The 20,584-nt window shown below is 71.7% G+C and carries 15 protein-coding genes; 6 read left to right on the forward strand and 9 right to left on the reverse strand.

Features of this window, described 5'->3' with window-relative positions; all coding sequences use genetic code 11:
- Nucleotides 1-200 precede the first annotated feature (200 nt).
- The 5 genes from EDF55_RS16875 to EDF55_RS16895 all read right to left on the reverse strand — a co-directional run bounded on the left by EDF55_RS16875 (nt 201) and on the right by EDF55_RS16895 (nt 5,585).
- A complete protein-coding gene (locus EDF55_RS16875; protein ID WP_123656212.1) occupies nt 201-1,064 on the reverse strand; it encodes a glycosyltransferase family 2 protein in 864 nt (287 codons plus the stop codon).
- Nucleotides 1,061-2,293, reverse strand: coding sequence for a glycosyltransferase family 1 protein (locus EDF55_RS16880; RefSeq protein WP_123656145.1), 1,233 nt, complete (start codon nt 2,291-2,293; stop codon nt 1,061-1,063). The genes EDF55_RS16875 and EDF55_RS16880 overlap by 4 nt, the downstream gene beginning before the upstream one ends.
- A gap of 107 nt (nt 2,294-2,400) precedes the next feature.
- Complete coding sequence (locus EDF55_RS16885; RefSeq protein ID WP_221180780.1) at nt 2,401-3,534, reverse strand: glycosyltransferase family 2 protein; 1,134 nt, start codon at nt 3,532-3,534, stop codon at nt 2,401-2,403.
- On the reverse strand, nt 3,453-4,679 hold the full coding sequence (locus EDF55_RS16890) for an ABC transporter ATP-binding protein (protein WP_123656146.1): 1,227 nt from the start codon (nt 4,677-4,679) through the stop codon (nt 3,453-3,455). Before EDF55_RS16890 ends, EDF55_RS16885 begins: the two co-directional genes overlap by 82 nt.
- A gap of 3 nt (nt 4,680-4,682) precedes the next feature.
- Nucleotides 4,683-5,585, reverse strand: a complete 903-nt coding sequence (locus EDF55_RS16895; RefSeq protein ID WP_123656147.1) for an ABC transporter permease — start codon at nt 5,583-5,585, stop codon at nt 4,683-4,685.
- Between the two features lie 181 nt (nt 5,586-5,766).
- Between EDF55_RS16895 and EDF55_RS16900 the strand changes: the two genes are divergently transcribed.
- Nucleotides 5,767-6,342 (forward strand): hypothetical protein, encoded by a 576-nt coding sequence (locus EDF55_RS16900; RefSeq protein WP_123656148.1) that lies wholly within the window; start codon nt 5,767-5,769, stop codon nt 6,340-6,342.
- Between the two features lie 11 nt (nt 6,343-6,353).
- On the forward strand, nt 6,354-8,795 hold the full coding sequence (locus EDF55_RS16905; protein WP_123656149.1) for a hypothetical protein: 2,442 nt from the start codon (nt 6,354-6,356) through the stop codon (nt 8,793-8,795).
- A 114-nt stretch (nt 8,796-8,909) separates the two neighbouring features.
- Here the strand turns inward: EDF55_RS16905 and EDF55_RS16910 are convergent, their stop codons facing one another.
- Nucleotides 8,910-10,295 (reverse strand): glycosyltransferase, encoded by a 1,386-nt coding sequence (locus tag EDF55_RS16910; protein ID WP_123656150.1) that lies wholly within the window; start codon nt 10,293-10,295, stop codon nt 8,910-8,912.
- A 234-nt stretch (nt 10,296-10,529) separates the two neighbouring features.
- Here EDF55_RS16910 and EDF55_RS16915 point away from each other — a divergent pair, with 234 nt between their 5' ends.
- Nucleotides 10,530-13,019 carry a glycosyltransferase gene (locus tag EDF55_RS16915; protein WP_123656151.1) on the forward strand — a complete coding sequence of 830 codons (2,490 nt, stop codon included), beginning with the start codon at nt 10,530-10,532 and terminating at the stop codon, nt 13,017-13,019.
- Nucleotides 13,016-13,759 carry a polyprenol monophosphomannose synthase gene (locus EDF55_RS16920; protein ID WP_123656152.1) on the forward strand — a complete coding sequence of 248 codons (744 nt, stop codon included), beginning with the start codon at nt 13,016-13,018 and terminating at the stop codon, nt 13,757-13,759. The genes EDF55_RS16915 and EDF55_RS16920 overlap by 4 nt, the downstream gene beginning before the upstream one ends.
- On the opposite strand, the gene EDF55_RS16925 is transcribed toward EDF55_RS16920, so the two are convergent.
- Both EDF55_RS16925 and EDF55_RS16930 read right to left on the reverse strand, forming a co-directional pair.
- Entirely contained in the window at nt 13,707-15,080 is a 1,374-nt protein-coding gene (locus tag EDF55_RS16925; protein ID WP_123656153.1) for a hypothetical protein, read from the reverse strand. The two genes, EDF55_RS16920 and EDF55_RS16925, sit on opposite strands and share 53 nt — an antisense overlap.
- Nucleotides 15,081-15,097: 17 nt before the next feature.
- The gene (locus EDF55_RS16930) at nt 15,098-16,411 is read right to left on the reverse strand and encodes an exopolysaccharide production protein (protein WP_123656154.1); all 1,314 of its coding nucleotides are present in this window, start codon (nt 16,409-16,411) and stop codon (nt 15,098-15,100) included.
- 82 nt (nt 16,412-16,493) lie between these two features.
- Here EDF55_RS16930 and EDF55_RS18945 point away from each other — a divergent pair, with 82 nt between their 5' ends.
- On the forward strand, nt 16,494-17,861 hold the full coding sequence (locus tag EDF55_RS18945; protein WP_185017503.1) for a hypothetical protein: 1,368 nt from the start codon (nt 16,494-16,496) through the stop codon (nt 17,859-17,861).
- 42 nt (nt 17,862-17,903) lie between these two features.
- Here the strand turns inward: EDF55_RS18945 and EDF55_RS16940 are convergent, their stop codons facing one another.
- Nucleotides 17,904-19,283 carry an O-antigen ligase gene (locus EDF55_RS16940; RefSeq protein WP_123656155.1) on the reverse strand — a complete coding sequence of 460 codons (1,380 nt, stop codon included), beginning with the start codon at nt 19,281-19,283 and terminating at the stop codon, nt 17,904-17,906.
- Between the two features lie 44 nt (nt 19,284-19,327).
- Between EDF55_RS16940 and manA the strand changes: the two genes are divergently transcribed.
- A complete protein-coding gene (manA, locus tag EDF55_RS16945) occupies nt 19,328-20,530 on the forward strand; it encodes a mannose-6-phosphate isomerase, class I (protein WP_123656156.1) in 1,203 nt (400 codons plus the stop codon).
- Nucleotides 20,531-20,584 lie beyond the last annotated feature (54 nt).

The following is a 20,584-nucleotide window of genomic DNA, read 5'->3' on the forward strand; positions in this document are numbered from 1 at the left end:
AAAACCACTCCGAACCACGGGAATCCGTGGTTCGGAGTGGTTGCAGTTGTGCGCAGGCATGCCGAACCGCCGGCGGCCGCGCGCGCCGCGCCGCGCCGCGTGCGCCGCGCGCCGGCCGCGCGCCGCGTGCGCCGCGCGCCGGCCGCGCCGCGGCCGCCGCGCGCCGGCCGCCGGCCGCGCGCCGCGCGCCGCGCGCGCCGCTACTTGCGCGTGACCCAGCGCGCGCGGACCGCGAGGCCGGTGCGCAGCACCACGCGGAGCGGCCACAGCCACCACGCCCGGTACTTCCGGGACAGGAAGCGGTACGCGCTCCGGTGGTGCTCGACCTCCATGCGTCGACGGTTCGACGACGTGGAGTGGGCACCGGTGTGCACGACCGTGGCGCTCGGGACGTAGACGTTCGCGTGCCCGGAGCGTCCGACCCGCTGCCCGAGGTCGACGTCCTCGAAGTACATGAAGTAGGACTCGTCGAACCCGCCGAGCTGCCGGAACAGCGACGTGCGGATGAGGAAGCACGCGCCGGAGAGCCAGCCGGCGTCCCGCTCGACGACCTGGGTCGTCGACCAGTACCGCTGGCTCCACGGGTTCCCCGGCCAGAAGCGGGAGAACGCCGCGTGGCCGAGCCCCGTCCGGAGCGAGGGGAGCTGCCGGGCGGACGGGTACGTCTCGCCGTGCTCGTCGAGGATCTGCGGCCCGAACGACCCGCCACGGGGGAGCCGGTCGGCGGCGGCGATGAGCTCGTCGACGCTGCCGGGGCGGAACACCACGTCGGGGTTCGTGACCAGGATGAACTCGGGCCGTTCGTCGGGCAGGACGTCGTCGAGCGCCGCGAAGGCCGCGTCGATCCCGCCGCCGTAGCCGCGGTTGCTGCCCGAGGAGACCACGACGGCGCCGTGTGCCTCGGCGATCGCCCGGAGCGCGTCGAGGTCGTCGGAGCCGTTGTCCGCGATGACGACGGGCAGCGGACCGTCGGAGGCCAGCGCGGCGCTCTCCAGGAACGGCCGGATCGTCTCGCCGGTGTTGTACGTCACGGTGAGGACCGCGACACGGGGCCGCGCGCTCATCGAGAGCCCCCGGACGACGACGAAGACGACGACGACGACGACGACGAAGAGGAAGAGGAAGCGGAAGACGAGCCCCGCGACGAAGCCGCCGCGGCACCGTACGCGCCCACGTGCACCCGCGCGGTCGCCTCCCACGTGAAGTCGTCCGCCCGCAGCACGGCACGACGCCGGTGCTCGTCGCGGACCGCCGTGTCCGCGAGCAAGGTGCCCAGCGCCGTGGCGATCGCGGGAGCGGACACGTCGGTGTAGACCGCGGCGTCGCCGCCGACCTCGGGCAGCGAGAGCCGCCGCGTGGTCAGGACGCACGCGCCGGCGGCCATCGCCTCGACCACCGGCAGGCCGAAGCCCTCACCGAGGCTCGGGTACACGACGACCTCGGCACCGCCGAGGAAGCCGGAGAGGTCCTCGAGCGGCAGGTAGCCCGCCTCGACCACGTGGTCGTCGGGTTGCAGCGCGTCGAGGGCGGCGATCGCCTGGTCGTCCCAACCGCGGGCCCCGGAGAGCACGAGCCACGGGGTGTCCTGCCCGGCGGCGGCACGCTCGGCGCGGACGGTCCGGTAGGCGTCGAGGAGCGCTGTGACGTTCTTCCGCGGCTCGATCGTGCCGAGGAACGCGATCCACGTGGCGTCGTCCGGCAGCCCGGCGGCGATCCGGGCGTCGGCGACCTCGGCCTCGTCCGGCGCGTGGAAGACCGCGCGGTCGACGCCGAGGTGCGCGACCTGGACGTCGGCCGTGATCCGCGGGACGGCCCGCCGGACCTCGGTCCTGGTGGCCTCGCTCGGGACGACGACGATCGGTCGGCTCCGGAGCGACCGGCGGCTCCACCACGTGAAGAACGTGCGCTTCAGCCGGGAGTGCCACTCCGGGTTCGAGAAGAACGTGGCGTCGTGCAGCGTGACGACCGAGCCGCCGCGCCAGGCGAACGGGAACGTGTAGTGCGGGGAGTGCAGCACCCGGGCGTGCAGTCGGCGTGCGAGGGCGACGAGCCCCGTCTGCTCCCAGAGGAAGCGCAGCGGCACGGAGCGTATCCACGCCGGTGCGACGTGCACGGTGACCCCGGGGGCGACACCGCGGAAGTGCGCGGCGTGCTCGCTCCGGACCACGAGGTGCACGGTGAGCGCGGGATCGGCGCCCAGCAGGTGCGACACGACGCCCTCGACGTAGCGGCCGACGCCCCCGAGGTTCCGCGGTACGGCGGTCCCGTCGATGAGGACGGTGAGCTGCGGCACGCGTGGTTCCTTCCGGGCGGGGCCGTGGGCGGGGCCGTGGGCAGAGCCCGGGCCGGGAGCAGGGCCGGGGCCGTCGACGGACGACGACCCAGCGTATCGCGCTCGGCTCATGCCCCCGTGTCCACCCGGCTGCTGGGCACGACGGCGCGAGCGGACTCGGCCCGACGGCGCGCGAGGTGCCGGGGGAGGTGGCGCACGACGTCACCGAGCGCTGCCAGGACGAGCCGGGCCTCCCGTCGGTCCGATCCGCCCGGACCACCGGACGCACCGGACGCACCGGACGCACCCGACAGGCCACGCAGCGCACGGCCCGCCGTGCGCACGAGGGCGCGTCCGACGACCGGCCACGGTGCGTGCCAGAGCGCGACGAGGACGCGGTTCCGTGCGTTCCGGTACACGAACAGGTCGCTCCGGACGCCGGAGGAGGCCGAGTGGTCGTGCTCGACGACGGCGTCGGCCACGTACTCGACGCGGTACCCGCGCCGTGCGAGGCGCCAGGAGAGCTCGGTGTCCTCGTAGTACATGAACAGGGACTCGTCGAGCAGGCCGACGTCCTCGAGCGCACTGCGCCGGAGCGCGCTCGCCCCGCCGGAGAAACCGAAGACGGTGGTCGCGGCGACGGTGTCCGCGGGCGCCAGCCAGTCGCGGTCGGAGCCGTTGCCGACCCGGTCGACGCGGACGCCGGTCGAGTTGAGGCGGACGGACCCGTCCGGCGACGGCACCCACAGGCGGCCGTCGTGCCCGGCCAGCGCGCGTTGGTCCGGCCCGGGCCGGGCACCGGACGGGAGGCTCGCCCAGCGTCCGGCGAGCACGATGCGGCCCGTCACGGCCGCGACCTCCGGCGCCGCGTGCGTCAGGTGGTCACGGAGCGCCCCGACGAACCCCGGAGCGGGGACCGCGTCGTTGTTGAGGAGCACCACGATGTCCGCACCGGTCGCCGTGATGCCCGCGTTCGCCCCCGCGGCGAATCCGCCGTTGTGCTCCCGGACCACGATCGTGGCGTCAGGCAGCTCGCGCCGGAGCACCGCGACCGAGTCGTCGGAGGACCCGTTGTCGACGACCACGACGTCGTCGGCGGCACCGTCGGCGAGGACGGCGCGCGCGGCCCGGACGGTCAGGTCGGCGTGGTTCCAGTTGACGACGACGACCGCGGTCCGGGTCAGTCGACGTCCTCGAGCGAGGGCTCGGCGTAGACCGTGCCGACGGCGTTGCCGAAGGCCGGGACCTCGAACGAGTCGCACTCCGGCAGGTCGTGCAGGTGCCGCCCGGCGGAGTCCATCATCGACACGTTGATGAAGTACTTGCCGGTGCCGAACGCGGTGTCCGCGATCCGGATGCGCAGCTTCTTCCGGCCGTGCAGCGGCGGCAGGTGGACCCCCATGATGCCGGTGGTGGTGCCGAACACGACCTGGCCGGCGGTGTTGTTGATCTGGACCGCGGCTTCCCAGTCGGTGACGCCGTCGAGGTGCTCGAACTCCATGTCCACCACGAGGTCGTCGCCCGGGTACACGCCGTCGCGGGTGCCCTTGCCCTCGGCGTGCACGGTCGCGCCGAGCACGGTGCCACGGCCGACGGCGACGTCCTTGCTGAGCTCGCCGGCGCGACGTTCCTCGAGCACGTCGCGGAACATGCTGACCGCGCCGATCGGGTCGCCGTCGTGCAGGACCTTCCCCTTGTTCAGGAGGACGACGCGGTCGCACATCTCCTGCACCTGGCTGAGCGAGTGGGTGACGATGATGATCGTCTTGCCCGCCTCTTGGAAGGTGCGGATGCGGTCGAGGCACTTGCGCTGGAACGCCTCGTCGCCGACGGCCAGGACCTCGTCGACGAGGAGCACGTCGGGGTCGGTGTGCACGGCGACCGCGAAGGCGAGTCGCACGTACATGCCGGACGAGTAGAACTTCACCTGGGTGTCGATGAAGTCGCCGATCCCGGAGAACGCCAGGATGTCGTCGAACCGCTCGTCGGTCTGCTTGCGGCTCAGGCCGAGCAGGCTCGCGTTGAGGTAGACGTTCTCGCGGCCGGAGAGGTCCGGGTGGAAGCCGGCGCCGAGCTCGAGGAGCGCGGCGAGGCGACCGCGGCGGGACACCGTGCCGGACGTCGGCTGGATGATGCCGCCGATCGCCTTGAGCAGCGTCGACTTGCCGGACCCGTTCTGGCCGATGAGGCCGACCGTGGAACCGGCGCGGATCGTGACGCTGACGTCGTCGAGCGCCCAGAAGTCCTGTCGGTGCTTCCGGCCGGCGCGTCCGAGCGTGACGATGCGTTCGCGGATGGTGTTGTCCTTGCGGACGGTGAAGCGCTTGGTCACGTGGTCGACGACGATGACCTCGGGGCGCTCCGGCTCCGTGGCGGTCGTCGTGGCGACCGGGGTGCTGATGGCCATGGTCTAGAGCTCCTGTGCGAAGTTGCCCTGCAGGCGGGAGAAGACCCGCTGCGCGCCGAGGAGGCAGAACAGCCCGATCACCAGTGCGATGAGCAGGCGCATCATGAGGTGGTCGGGGTAGTCGACGATGCCCGGCTTGTGCAGCCAGATCGCGTTCTGGAGTCCCAGCACCGAGAGCGTCAGCGGGTTGTTCGTGTAGATCGCGAGCAGCCAGCCGATGTGCAGCCGGTCGACGACCATCGAGTACGAGTACACGATCGGCGATCCCCACAGCAGCACCATGAGGCCGACGTCGATGACGAACTGCACGTCGCGCAGGTAGACGTTGAGCGCGGAGAGCACGAGACCGACCGCGGAGCCGTACACCAGGATGACGAGCAGCGACGGGACCAGGTAGACCAGTCCGCCGTGCCACGGGAACATCCCGAGGACCACGGTCGCGGCGATGAGGATCGCGAACTGGATCGCGTAGTTCACGATCGCGGCGCCGACGCTCGCGAGCGGGAAGACCTCGCGCGGGACGTAGACCTTCTTGATCAGCCCGCTGTTGCCGACGATCGATCCGGTGGACCCGGCGACGATCTCGCTGAACAGCGTGTACGCCGTCAGGCCCGTGAAGACGTAGATCGCGAAGTTGTCGATGCCCTTCGCGGCGTTGAGGATCTGGCCCATCACGAAGTAGTAGATGAGGAGCTGCGTCAGCGGCCGGACGAGCGTCCACACGAAGCCGAGCGCCGAGTCCTTGTAGCGCGCCTTGAGGTCGCGGCGGATGAGCATGCCGAGCATCTCGCGCTGCGCGAAGACGTCCCGGAGCTCCCGCCACGTTCCACGGATGGCGCTCCGAGGAGCACCGATCACGACGAGGGGTTCCTCGGCGAGCGTCGCCATGCGGGCTTGATCGACCATGCGTCTCTTCGTTCGTGGGGGCAGGACCGGAACAGCATACTCACCCCTCCCGGGGCGTCCCGTGCGCCCCGTGCGGGGGTGAAAGCGCGCAGATCCAACCCTCAGGCTCGACTTTGGGGTTACCGTTGACGCAACCCGGACCCTTGTCAACATCCACAGGACGGCCCGCAGCATGCACCACGTGTCTCGGCCGATCGCTGCGCTTGCGGTGGTCGGTGTACTCAGTCTCCTCTCGGCGGGTTGTTCCGCCGGCGGCGACGACCCCTCTCCCTCACCCACCAAGTCGGCGTCCCGGACGCCGACCTCGTCGGCGACGGTCGCACCCACGGCCACCTCGTCCGCGAGCACGTCGACGAGCCCCTCGGCCGTCGCGTCGGAGCCCTCCGACGACGACACCGACCTCGGCGACTTCCCGGGGACCGGCTCGACCGGTCAGGCGGACACCGACCCCGGTGACTTCCCGGCGACGGCGATCGTGACCTTCGCGTCCTGGGACGCCGGCTCGAAGACCCTGCAGACCGCCGGACTCGTCTCCGGCACCACGAACGCGAAGGGCACCTGCACCTTCACCGCGAAGAACGGCGGCACCACCCGCACCACGACGAGCGCGCCGTCCGCGAGCGCCTCGTCCGTGAGCTGCGCGCAGGCCACGTTCCCCGCGGGGCAGATCAGCACCGGGAACTGGTCGGTCACGCTCAAGTACACCGTCGGCACGCAGTCGACGACATCCGACCCGATGACGGCGGAGGTGCCGTGATGCGACTGTTCATGACCAGGGACCGAGACGGATCAGCGTCTCGGCCCCGATTCCGGGCCACGCTCGCGCTGCTGGCGTCCTTCGCCGTCGCCGCGAGCGGGCTGACCCTCGGCACGATCGTCTCCGAGGCGACGACGACGCAGTCCGCGTCAGCCGCCACCGCTGCGGGCTTCGACCCGGGCAACATCATCAGCGACGCGAACTTCTACAACGGGTCCGCGATGAGCGGTTCGAGCGTGCAGTCGTTCCTGAACAGCGCGGCACCGAGCTGCAAGCAGGCATCCGGGGGGCCGGCCTGCCTGAAGAACTTCACGCAGAACATGAGCGCGATCAAGGCCGTCTCCGGCCGGTGCGCGGCGATCGCCGGCGGCAGCAAGTCCGCCGCGACGGTCATCGCGCAGGTCGGCGCCGCGTGCGGCATCAGCCAGAAGGTGCTCCTCGTCCTGCTCGAGAAGGAGCAGGGGATCGTCACGACGTCGAAGCCGACGTCGTACATGTACCTGCACGCCACCGGCTTCGCCTGCCCGGACACCGCTCCGTGTGACCCGGCGTACTACGGCTTCGGCCAGCAGGTCTACGCGGCGGCGCTGCAGTTCAAGCGCTACCAGGCCAGCCCGACCTCGTGGGCGTACCAGGCCGGCCGCAACAACGCGATCCTCTACAACCCGAACGGCAAGTGCGGGACGAAGACCGTCTACATCAAGAACCAGGCGACCGCCGGGCTGTACATCTACACGCCGTACACCCCGAACACCGCCGCGATGTCGAACCTCTACGGCACCGGCGACAGCTGCTCCGCGTACGGCAACCGGAACTTCTGGCGGATGTACACCGACTGGTTCGGCTCGCCGACCGGTGGGTCGTCGCCGATCGGCAGCGTGGACTCCGCGACCGCCGGCTACCGGCAGATCACGGTCGGTGGCTGGGCCGCCGACCCGGACACGACCGCCCCGATCCGCGTGGCCTACTACCTGGACGGCAAGGGCAAGTCGACGGACGCCGCCGACAACACCCGCTCCGACCTGGCCAGCCGCCTCGGCGCGAACAACACCGCGCACGGGTTCACGACGACCCTCACCGGGGTCAGCGCCGGCAAGCACAACCTCTGCACCTTCGCCATCAACACCGGCGCCGGCGCGAACTCGCTGCTGAACTGCCGCGACGTGACGGTCCCGTCCGGGACGCCGATGGGCACGCTCGACGCCGCCAGCGTCGCCGCGGACACCCTGTCCTTCCGGGGCTGGGCGATCGACCCGGACACGAACGCGTCGATCTCCGTGCAGATCCGTGTCGACGGCAAGGCCGTCAGCACCCTGACCGCGAACGCGAAGCGCGCCGACGTCGGCAAGGTCAAGCCGGGCTACGGCGACAACCACGGCTACACCGGCACCTGGAAGGGCGTCGCGGGCGGGACCCACACGATCACGGCCTGGGCGAAGGACACCTCGTCCGGCGTCTGGAAGCAGATCGGGTCGAAGTCCGTGAAGAAGCCGACGGGCTACCCGTGGCTCGCGGTCGACGAGGTCGCCTCGAAGTCGCCGGGCACGCTCCTCGCCCGCGGCTGGACCATCGACCCCGACTCGACCGGGACCGTCCGCGTCCACTTCTACCTGGACGGCAAGGCGCTCACCTCGATCGCCGCCGACGGGACGAAGGCGAACCTGAACGCGTCCTACCCGGGCTACGGCGACCAGCACGCCTACCGCCTCGAGCGTCCGGGCATCTCCGCCGGGAAGCACACGCTCTGCATCATCGCGATCAACGTCGGTGCCGGCACCTCGAACGCCAGCATCTGCAAGTCGTTCTCGACCCCGACGGGTTCGCCGAAGGTCGGCATCGACTCGGCGGCATCGGCCGGTCTCGGCAAGATCGCGATCAGCGGTTCCGCCGTGGACCCGGACACCGTGTCCGCGGTCGCGATGACCTACACGGTGGACGGCAAGACCGTGGCGACCGGCAGTGCGAACACCGCGAAGGCGTCGCTCGCGACGACCTACCCCGGGTACGGCGCGAACCACGCGTTCACGCAGACCCTCAGCGGCGTCGGCCCCGGCACGCACACGGTGTGCGCGATCGGGAAGAACACCGGCGGCGGATCGAACACGAGCACCTGCCAGAAGGTCGCCGCGGCGACCGGGTCCCCGACCCTGCTGCTCGACGAGGTCTCCTCGCCGGCCACCGGGCAGGTCAAGGTCCGTGGCTGGGCGATCGACCCGGACACCAAGGACGCGATCCGCGTGCACGTCTACCTGAACGACACCGCTGCGGCGTCGATCGCGGCGGACCAGGCGAAGGCGTCGCTCGCGACGACCTACAGCGCGTTCGGTTCGGGACACGCGTTCTCGACGACGCTCACCGGCAAGGCCTCCGGGTCCACGAAGGTGTGCGCGTTCGCGATCAACACGGGGGCGGGCGCCAACGTGAGCGTCTGCCAGACGCTCACGGTCAAGTGATGCGGTGATCCTCACCACGTGACGGACGGGAGGCCCGGTACCAGCTGGTACCGGGCCTCCCGTCCGTCCGTGGTCGCGCCCATGGCGCGTGGTGACCGGTCCTGCCGGTCCGGGTCAGCGTCGGCCGGTGATGCGGGCGATGCGCTCGGCCAGGCGGAACGTGCGGCTGCGGGTGACCTCGTCGAGGCGTCGTGCCAGACGGTCCCGCTCCTCGCTGAGGGTGCGGATCGTGGCGTCGGAGGCCGCGGCGGCGCGCTGGGCGTCCTCGATGGCGGTGATGAGCCGGCCGTTGATGTCGTGCACACCCGACAGGTGCGTGTCGCGCTCGCGCTCGGTCCGGCGCAGCTGCTCGCGGAGGTGCGTCGTCCAGGTCAGGAAGGCGCCGCGGTGGGCACCCGGCCGACCCGCGCGTTCCGCGACGATCTCGGTGAGGGCGGCGTCCGCGACCGCCGCGCGTGCCGCGTACGAGTGCCGCTCGACGACCACCGCACGCAGGCGTGCGACCAGGTCGTCGTCCCGCTCGCCGACCGCGTCGACGAGGGACGGGCCGTCGTGGTAGGTCGGGACGTCCTCGAGGCCGAGGTCCGCGAGACCGTCGGCGCAGTTCGTCACGACGAGCGCGCCGGAGGCCAGGCCCTCGAACAGCCGGGAGTTGTGCGTGGCGTACTTCCGGGCGGGCGGGATGAGGTCGTCGACGACGAACGCACTCGACGCGTAGACCGCGGGGAGGTCGAAGAAGGACGCGATGCCGCGGTGGTCGATGCGCTCGGACCGTACCAGGTGCTCCCGGTTCGCGCCGTACCAGACGACGTCGCGGGACTCGGCGAGGACGTCGATGGCGGCGGTGCCGAGGCGCTCGGCGCCCCAGAAGTTCACGGTCGTGACGACGTCGATCGGGTGCGTGCCCCGGTGCGTGTCCTGCGGCTGGTGCTGCGTGCCGTTCTGCGGCTGCGTGCCGTTCTGGTGCGTCGTGTCGTTCTGGTGCTGCGTGCCGTCGAAGAGCTCGAGGTCGACGCCGATCGGCATCAGCGACACGCGGCGACGGTGCTTCGCGGCCATCCGCTCCACCGCACGGGTCGAGGACGCCCACACGGCGTCGAACTCGTCGAGGTACGGCAGGTCCGCCCAGGTGTCGGTCCAGTTGCGGACCCAGGCGACGAGCGCAGTGTGCTCCGGGACCAGCCCGGGCACGAACGACTCGACCATGGACACCAGGACCGTGACGTCCTCGGGGACCGGGGTGTCCCACTGCTCCATCGGCCAGAGCTGGACGCCCCACCCGAGCCGCTCGAGGTACTTGCCCAGTCCGAGCGCGACGTACACGTCACCGGCGCCGGAGTCGACGTCGGCGGTGGAGACGGCGAAGGCGACGGTGCCGCGCGGGCCGACACGACGGTCGCCGGCAGCGAGGGCGCGGTAGAGACCGGCACCGCGGTCGTCCGGGTGGACGGCCTCGGTCCCGGGGGTCTCGGTCCCGGTGGGGGAGAGCGGAGCGGGCATCCGTCCATCATGCCCCAGTCCTCTCGGCGCCCGGTGTCGCTGGCCGTCCGTGTCCGGGTCTCCCTGCCGGTGGGTCCGGGTCTCGCTGCCGGTGGGTCCGGGTCTCGCTCCCGGTCCGTGTCCGGTCCGTCTTCACGGCCCGGCCTTGTAGGGTGTTCACCGCACGACGCCGGTCGTGACGGTCCGCTCTGGGCCGAACCGTGCGGGAAACATCCGTGTGACGAAAGGGTTCGAGTGAGCGAGCGCAGGACGGGGGTCGTCTCGGTCGTCCTCGTGAACTACAAGGGCACCGACGACACCCTCACGAGCATCGTCGGTCTGACCGAGCAGGACTGGCCGGCGGACCGCCTCGAGATCATCGTCGTCGACAACGACTCCGGTCCGGAGCACGTCGGCCGGCTCAAGGCGTCGGACCTCCCCTTCACGCTCGTCGAGTCCGGCGGCAACCTCGGCTTCACCGGCGGCTGCAACCTCGGCGTCGCGAACACCACCGGCGAGTACGTCGCGTTCCTCAACAACGACGCGCGCCCCGACCCCGGCTGGATCCGCGAGGCGATGGCGACCTTCGCGTCCGGTCGCGACATCGGCGCCGTCGCCAGCAAGGTCCTCGACTGGGAGGGCGTCAACGTCGACTTCACCGAAGCGGCGATGACCTGGTACGGCATGGGCTACAAGCCGTTCGCCGGCTCGCCCGACACCGGCCGCTGGGAGAACGAGACCGACGTCCTGTTCGGCACCGGCGCCGCGATGTTCATCCGCGCCGACCTGTTCGAGCAGCTCGACGGCTTCGACGACCGCTACTTCATGTTCTACGAGGACGTCGACCTCGGGTGGCGCCTCAACCTGCTCGGCTGGCGCTTCCGCTACCAGCCGAAGTCCGTCGCGTTCCACAAGCACCACGCGTCGATGAACAAGCTCGGCGACTTCCGTGAGACGTACCTGCTCGAGCGGAACGCCCTCTTCACGCTCTACAAGAACCTCGGCGACGAGCAGCTGCGCACCGCGCTGCCCGGTGCCCTGGCACTCGCGGTCCGTCGCGCCGTCGGCCGGGGCGAGCTCGACTCCGCCTCGCTCGACATCCGTCGCCCCGGCAACGACGCCGAGTCGACCATGCCGGTGTCGAAGACGACGATGGCCGGCGTGTTCGGCATCGACCGCTTCGTCGAGGAACTGCCCTCGATGACGGAGTCCCGCCGCCTCGTGCAGGCCACCCGCGTGCGCAGCGACCGGGAACTCCTCGGGCTCTTCGGCAACCGCGACGAGCCCGCCTACCCGATCGAGCACTACCTCGCCGGGTACGACAAGATCGTGCACTCGCTCGGCGTGCTCGAGGTCGGGCAGCGTCGCCGCATCCTCATCGTCACCGGTGACGCCATCGGCGAGAAGATGGCCGGCCCCGCGATCCGCGCCACGAACATGGCCAAGGAGCTCTCCGGCGAGCACGACGTCCGCGTCATCAGCCTGACCCGCTCCGTGCAGATCGACCCCGCCTACGACGTCGTGACGGTCCCGCACCGCCACCCGCGCCAGATGGTCGAGCACGAGGCCTGGGCCGACGTCATCATCGTGCAGGGCCACGCGCTCCGCCTGTTCCCGGTGCTCGAGTCGACGGCGAAGATCCTCGTGGTCGACGTCTACGACCCGCTGCACCTCGAGCAGCTCGAGCAGGGCCGCAGCGAGGACGTCGACGCCTGGGACCGCCAGATCCTCGACGCCTCGGACACGCTGAACCACCAGCTCGAGCTCGGCGACTACTTCATCTGCGCTTCCGAGCGGCAGCGCCTGTTCTGGCTCGGCCAGCTCGCCGGGTCCGGGCGCATCAACGCCAGGACCTACTCGCGCGACCCGGAGCTCCGGAGCCTCATCGGCGTCGTGCCGTTCGGCCTGTCCGCCACCCCGCCCGTGCACACGCACAACGTCGTCAAGGGCGTCGTGCCCGGCATCGGCCCGGACGACAAGCTCGTCGTCTGGGGCGGCGGCATCTACGACTGGTTCGACCCGATCACGCTCGTCCGTGCGATGGGCGAGCTCGCCGAGCGCCGACCGAACGTCCGCCTGTTCTTTATGGGCGTCCAGCACCCGAACCCCGACGTCCCCGAGATGGACATCGTCGCCAAGGTGCGGAAGGAGTCCGAGGACCTCGGGCTCACCGGCAAGAACGTCTTCTTCAACGAGTCGTGGATCCCGTACGAGGAGCGCGGCGCGTACCTCGCCGAGGCCGACGCCGGCGTCTCCACGCACTACGAGCACCTCGAGACCACGTTCTCGTTCCGCACGCGCATCCTCGACTACCTCTGGGCGAGCCTGCCGATCGTGACGACGGACGGGGACTCGTTCGCCGAGCTCGTCGCGCAGGAGCACCTGGGGGAGGTCGTGCACGAGCGCGACGCCACCGCGATCGCCGACGCCCTCGAGACCGTGCTCTTCGACGACGACGCCCGTGCCACCTACCTGGAGAACGTCACCCGCGTGCGGCAGGACTTCACCTGGCAGAACGTGCTCGAGCCGCTCGTCGAGTTCTGCCGGAACCCGGTCCGTGCGGCGGACAAGACCGTCCGCGCCCAGGCCGGGCTGCCCGCGCCGCACGAGATGCGGGTCCGCGTGCCGGACCGGCAGAAGCTGTACGGCGTCCGCTACGACATCGGCCGGGTCGCGCACTACCTGCGCACCGAGGGGCCCCGGAGCGTCGCGGCCAAGGTGAAGCACCGCATCACGAACCGATGACCCCTGGTACGGCCCTGGTCATCGTCCCCACCTACGACGAGGCCGAGAACGTCGCGCACATCGTCGCCGCGGTGCTGGACGCCGTCCCGAACGCGCACGTGCTCGTCGTGGACGACGCCAGCCCGGACGGCACCGGGGACGTCGTCGAGGCGATCGCCGCGCGGGACGACCGCGTGCGGCTGCTGCGGCGCACCGGGAAGCTCGGGCTCGGCACCGCCTACGTGGCCGGCTTCCGGTGGGGACTCGAGCACGGGTACGACCTGCTCGTGGAGATGGACGCGGACGGGTCGCACCCGGCCGACCGGCTCCAGGCGCTGATCGACGCGGTGCAGGGCTCCGAGGACGTGATGCTCGCGATCGGGTCCCGCTGGACCCCCGGTGGCTCGGTCGTCGACTGGCCCTGGTACCGCCAGGCGCTCAGTCGCGGCGGGAACGCCTACGCACGGTGGATGCTGCGGATCGACGTGCGGGACATCACCGCCGGCTTCCGGGTCTACCGCTCGGACACGATCGCCCGGATGGCGCTCGACGAGATCGACTCGAAGGGCTACTGCTTCCAGGTCGACATGACGCTGCGGGTGCACGACCTCGGCGGGCGGATCGTCGAGGTGCCGATCCGGTTCCGGGACCGCGTGCGCGGGGTCTCCAAGATGAGTCAGGCCATCGTCGTCGAGGCGATGCTCCGGGTCACGCAGTGGGGGTTGCAGCGACGGTTCGGGCGCTCCGCCGTCCGCGTGTAGGCGGCTGGCCGTCCAGCTGCTGCTCGTCGCCCTGCTGGTCGTCGGCCTGCGGCTGCTCGTCCGCTCCGCGCAGCAGTGGCGGGGTGACGACCTCGGCGCGCAGGAACAGCACGACGAACGCCACCAGCAGTGCCGCACGTCCCCAGATGCCCACCGTCATCGCCTGGTACGCCCACGTCTGCATCCCGGCGCCGAGCGCCGTGTAGTACGTGTTCCGGAAGAACCCGACCACCGCGCAGACGTCCGCGACGAGGTACGCCGCGATCCACCAGCCCCCGATGCGCAGCACCACGAGGAACGGCAGCAGCCACAGCACGTACTGCGGTGACGCGACCTTGTTCGCGACCATGTAGACCGCCAGGAGCGCCGCGGCGGACTGCACCCAGGGCGTGGTCCCGCGTCGGAGCCCGAGGACCACGGTGACCGCGAGCACGACGAGGATGCCGATCGCGGTGGCGGCCGTCGACATCACGCTCATCGTGTGCTGGAACGGTCCGTCCAGGTCGCCAGACCACGGCAGGAAGCCGTAGTACCAGATCGACAGGGTCGAGGCCCCGATCGGTCGGTCGGCCTGGAACCGGATGACGGAGGCCCACCCGGGGAAGTTGATCAGCATGAACGGCACGTTCGCGGCGAGGAGCACCCCGATCCCGGCGCCGAGCGCGGCGGCCGTGCGGCGGACCCGGGCACCGAGTGCGGCGTCCGCGTCCAGCAGCGCGGCGACGGCGAGCGGGGCGAGGAACATCAGCGGGTACAGCTTGAACGCACCCCCGAGGCCGAACGCCGCACCGGCCACCGTGTACCGCACGAGCGGCGACCAGGACGCCGGTGCGCGGAGCACCGCGACGACCCCGGCGACCGTGCAGACCACCGCGAGGAGGTCCCAGTTGTAGACCGCGTACAGCGCGAGCGGGGGCGTCGCCGCCCAGATCCAGGCGCGCCGGCCGGCGACCCGGATGAGCAGCAGGGTGACGACGACGGCGAGGACCGCGGCGACCACCGCGGTGACGACGAGGAACCCGCGCGCCGAGCCCACCGGCAACCCGGTCAGCCACACCCAGACCCCCGTCAGGGTCGGGTACTCGACGGTCCCGTTGCCGAGCTCGGAGCCCGTGACGTACGGGAAGACGTGTCCGGCGAGCTGGCGGTTGTTCCAGAGCGCGGCGACGTCGGACCAGCAGCCGTACTGCGACACGAACGCGCCGCGGGGCACGTCGGCCGGCCCGGGGACCGAGCACGGGAGCTTCAGCAGCAGGTTGAGCGCCGTGAAGACGGCCGCGACCACGCACATGGCGGTCCGTTCGAGCAGTCGGGGGTGCACCCGGCCACGCTAGCGGCTCAGGAGAGGTGTTCGGAGCGCGGGAGGTGCCGACGCCACGACCGACGTCGTGCCGCGACGACCAGCACCGTCGTGAAGACCATCAGTCCGGCACCGTGCAGCAGGTAGCTCTCCGCCGCGCTCGTCACGCCGAGGAGCACCAGCACCGCGGCCGGCCAGACGTAGGCGACGCCGGGGAAGGTCGTCGCGGTGACCCAGGCGCGACCGAAGGCGAGGAGGGCCGTGATCAGGAGGATCAGGGCCCCGGCCAGGCCGATCTGCAGCCAGGCGTCGACGAAGGCGTTCAGGCCGGAGGTGAACCGCGCGCCGTCCGGGTCGACGAGCGTGACGAACGGGAACACCGGCTCGTGCGGCCACGTGCCGACCCAGCCCCAGCCCTGCATCGGGTACTGCTCGGTGAGCAGGCGGATCTGGGACCACAGGCCGAGCCGGGTCGCGGTCCCGCCGGCAGCACCGATCTCGGCGAGCACCCGGTGCCGGAAGAGCACCGCGACGACGAGCATCAGCACGACGGCACCCCCGAGCACCCCGTTCACCACCGGACGGGTCGACGCGCGAGCGTGCCGGAGTGACCACAGCGCGAGCGCCGTCACGGCGAGGGCGATCATCGCGAGGCCGGAGATGGGGGACTGGGAGAGCATCAGGGCGATCACCGCGAGGGCGGTCGAGCCGAGCGCACGCCACATCGTCACCGATCGGGTGAGGAACTCCACGACGAACGTCACCAGCGCCATCGCCGCGACGAACGCCATGAAGTTGCGGGTGCCGCCGATGCCCTGGATCGGGCCGCCGTACGCGATGTCGCCGTGGATGCCGAAGGCCGGGATCGGGACGTCGAGCACCAGGCCGGAGAGGACCTCGAGGCCGAGGGCCACGACGAGCAGGATCCGGAACGCGTCGCCGGACGCCCGGATCACCTGCACCAGGTCGCGGCCGAGCGCCAGGTACAGGCCGAGGCCGATGAAGCACGCCGTCGCCACGAACCCGCGGAGCGCCACCCACGAGTACTGGCTCCACAGCACGCTCAGCGCGCAGTAGCCGACGAAGGCCATCAGGGAGAGCGGGAGGACGCCGTGCCACTCGATCCGGTAGCGCTGCCCGAGGAGGCTCAGGCCGGCGAGGACGACCAGCGTCACGGTGATGGCCCAGGTGCCGGCACTGCCGACGAGCGCCTGGACGGTGGGCTGCCCGAACGCGAAGAGCAGGATCACGGTCGCGAGGGCCTGGCTGAAGCGCCCGCCGGCCGAGAAGCCGATCCAGGCGGACAGGTACCGGCGTGCGAGCGCTCGCCGCGTCACCCTGCCGTCCGTCACCGGACCATCCTCTCGCACCCCCGGTGTGTATCGCGCCCCTGCATATCGCGAGGTGCGATATCTCGGGTAACGTCGATCCGCGATGGAGCGCGCTCGGAGGACCCTGCTGACGGCGCTCGCCGCGGTGGTCGTCGCCGTCGCCGCGACCGCGCTCGCCTGGTACCGGCTCGGGCCCACGACGCGGGGGACCGTGTGGGCCGAGGACGGCGGGGTGTTCCTCCGCGAACGCCTCGCGTACGGCGAGGCCGGCTCACTGTTCCGTCCGTACGCCGGGTACCTGCACCTGCTGCCCCGACTCGTCGTCGACCTCGGCTTCCGCCGCCCGGTCGAGGACTACGCGGTGACCGTCTCCGCGGCGTCCTGTCTCATCGTCGGGGTGGTCGCCGCCGCGGTGTTCCTGCTCGCCCGCGACGTCGTGCCCGCGTGGCCGCTGCGCGTGGTGCTCGCGGCCGTGCCGGTCGTGCTGCCGATCGCGCCGTACGAGGTCGGCGGGAACGCCGCGAACCTGCACTGGTACATGCTCCTGCTGGTCCCGTGGCTGTTCTCGTACCGGGCACGGACGTGGTGGGGGTCCGCGGCCGTCGCGGCGCTCGCGCTCGGCGCGGTGCTGACCGAGCCGCAGACGCTGTTCTTCGCGCCGCTGCTCGTCCTCGCGTGGTGGCGCGGACGTGCCCGGCTGCTGGCCCTGCCGGTCACGGTCGTCACGGTGCTCGCCGGCGCGGTCCAGGTCGTCTCCGCGCTGACCGACACGCGCATCTCCCGCCCCGGGCACCCCACCGTCGCCGACGTCGTGCACGGGTACCTCCTGCAGCCGCTCGCCGGCGCGTGGACCTGGGACCTCAGCTCGGTCGCGACCGCGGTGGTGCACCACGGCTGGGGCGTCCTCGTCTGGCCCCTGGTGGCGATCGCCGTCGTGCTCGTGGCGGCCGTCGTCCTCGGGCAGTGGCGGGCCCGCGTCCTCGTCGCCGCGCTCGCCGCCGGGTCCGTCGTCGTCTGGACCGCGGCGCTCGTCGCCAACGAGTCCGCCGACCTCCGCTGGGGCGAACTGCCCGTCACCGACTTCACCGCGTCGGCGCCGCTCCGCTACGCGGCCGCGGCGGCGATGCTGCTCGTGTCCGCGGTCGTCGTCGCGGCGTCGGTCCTGATCGACCGGCGGAACTGGTCCGTCCGGGTCCCGGCACGCGGGTCGCGGGCGGCCGGCCGCACCGCCGGCAGGGTCGGCACGGTCGTCGCCGCGGTGGTGGGGTGGGCTGCGATCGCGGTGGTCGTCGCCGCCGCGGTGTCGTCCGTCGCGCCCGGCAACACCCGTCGCGACGACGGTCCGCTCTGGGCGCCGCAGATCACCGCGCAGCTCGAGGTCTGCCGTGCTGACCCGGCCGGGTCGGTCGAGGTGCGGACGGCCCCGTGGGGTGCCACCCTGCCGTGCAGCGTCCTGCTCGACCGCCGCTGACCAGCGGTCACTGGTCGGCGGGACCGCGTCAGCCGGTCGGCGTCAGCGCGTCGCGGCCCAGCGGAACTCGCGCTTCGCCGGGGGCGTCCTGGGGCCGTCGCCGACCGACACCGGCTCCTCGCCGACGAGCACGATGCGCGACTTGATCGCGATGAGCGCGAAGAGGATCCAGTTGCCCTGGTAGAGCAGCCTCGACTCGGCGAAGGACTGCACGAGCAGCGCGACGACGACCAGCAGGGGCAGCAGCGACACCGGGTCGAAGGGCCGCGGCCGGAGTCCGGCGTCGAACCCGACCCGGGTGGCGCACGCCCACGAGCGGTACAGCGTCGTCACGACGTAGATCGCGAAGAGGAGCAGCCCGATCAGCCCGGTCTGCATCCACAGGTCCAGGTACGCGTCGTGCGCCTGCAGGTACGTCACGCCCTTCCGGTGCGCCAGGTCGGCGAGCGTCGAGACGTCCGGCCACCAGTAGCCGATCCACCCCCACCCGACGACCGGGTGCACGTCGATCAGCCCGAGGACCTTCGTCCAGATCTCGCCGCGGCCGGTGAAGTCCGAGCTCTTGCCAAGGACACCGGCGATCGCACCGCGACCGAGCACGCCCGCGACGACGATCACCACGGCGACCCCGGTCATCAGCAGGTACCGCGGGGTGCGCCGCTCGGTCGGGACCCGGCGGATCCACACCGCCAGCAGGAACACCACGGCGACGACGGCCGCGGCGACGATCACCGTCGACGAGCGCGTCAGGACGAACACCGCGGCGGCGACGACGAGCCACCCGATCGACTGGTTGCGGCGCATCCGGCCCTCGGCGAGTTGGATCGCGACCGCGATGGCTGCGAGGAGCGCGACCATCGCGAGCAGGTTCGCGTTGCCGGGCAGCCCCTGGATGCGGCCGCCCGTGAAGAGCTCGGCACGGGAGAAGTAGAACGCGTCCGGGATGTCCCGGTTGCCGTAGTGGGTCCAGATCGGCGCGATCGGGTGCCGGACGAACACCGCGACGGCGGCCTCGAACAGCAGCGAGAGCATCAGCACCCACCGCATCGCGAGGCTCACCGCGTCGAGGATCCGGCGCCACGTCAGTGTGGAGGCGATCACGAACGCGACGAGCGCGCAGAGCACCTGCGCGGCCATGCTGGCGAGCGTCGCGGCCCACCAGTGCGACCAGACGACCGAGACCAGACACCAGCCGAGGAAGATCCAGAGCGCCCGCGGCGTCCGGGCGATCGTCGGCTTCGCGCGGACGGTGATCGTGATGCCCCACACCGCCGCCAGGGCCCAGAGTGCGGCCGCGCCGAACCAGGTGAGCGTGTTCGGGACGGCGTCACCGGCGAACACGACGAAGAGGACGGTGGCGCCGAAGGCGAAGGCCTCCCGCTCGGGCACGGCTCCGCGGGCCAACGGCCAGGTGTTCGTCACGGGGTCCAGGCTAACGCGGTGCGCCCGGCCGATACGCTCTGCACATGTTCCTCGGCATCACCAACACCCCGCGTGACTACGCCTGGGGTTCCGTCACCGCGATCCCCGAGCTCCTCGGACGGACGGTCACGGGCGCCCCGCAGGCCGAACTCTGGCTCGGCGCCCACCCGGGCAGCCCGAGCGTCGTCGTCAACCCCGCGATGGTCGGCGGCGCCGACACGGTCCTCGACTGGATCGCCGCGGAGCCGCAGACCGCGCTCGGCACGGACCGCACCGGGCTGCCGTTCCTGCTGAAGCTGCTCGCCGCGGCGGCACCGCTGTCGCTGCAGGCGCACCCGACGCCCGAGCAGGCCCGTGAGGGCTTCGACCGCGAAGAGGCGGCGGGCGTCCCGATCGACGACCCGGCGCGCAACTACAAGGACCCGTTCCCGAAGCCCGAGCTCGTCGTCGCGCTCAGCGAGCGGTTCGAGGCGCTGAGCGGCTTCCGCCCGGTCGAGGAGACCATGGCCGACGTCGCGGCGCTCGACGCCGGCAGCGGCCGCCTCGGCCCCCTCACCGCACACCTGCAGCAGGGCCTCGAGGACACCGTCCGGTGGCTCGAGACCGCCGACCCCTCGGCGCTCGCGATCGTCGACGCGGTGAGCCACCTCGCGCAGGACGCCGCCGAGCACTCCCCGAACACCGCGACGGCCGCCGAGCTCGCCGAGTCGTACCCGGGTGACCCCGGCATCGTCGTGTCGCTCCTGATGCACCGCGTGACCCTCCGTCACGGCGAGGCGATGTACCTGCCGGCCGGGAACATCCACGCGTACCTCGACGGTCTCGGCATCGAGCTGATGGCGCCGTCGGACAACGTGCTCCGCGGAGGCCTCACGCCGAAGCACGTCGACGTGCCGGAGCTCCTCCGCGTCCTCGACTTCACCGCGTACCCCGCACCCGTGCTCGAGCCGGAGCAGCTCGCCGTCGGCGTCGACCGCTTCGCCCCGCAGGGGGTGGGCTTCGCGCTCGTCCGCGTCACCGGCGACGGCCGCCCGGTCGGCCTGAGCACCGGCGGGGTCGCCCCGCTGGCCGGACCCTCGATCGCGATCTGCACCGAGGGCGTCGTGACCCTCGTCGGCGCGCAGTCCGCGACGCTGCTGCGCCAGGGCGAGTCGTGCTTCATCACGCCGGACGAGGGCGACGTCACGGTGGAGGCGGACTCGACGAGCGGACTCACCTCGACCGTCTTCATCGCCACCGGCGTGTAGACCCCGTGCGGGATCGCGCACGGGTCGCGCGGCTGCCCGCGCCCGCCCGTCCGC

The sequence above is a fragment of the Curtobacterium sp. ZW137 genome (genome assembly GCF_003762905.1).
GTDB lineage: Bacteria > Actinomycetota > Actinomycetes > Actinomycetales > Microbacteriaceae > Curtobacterium.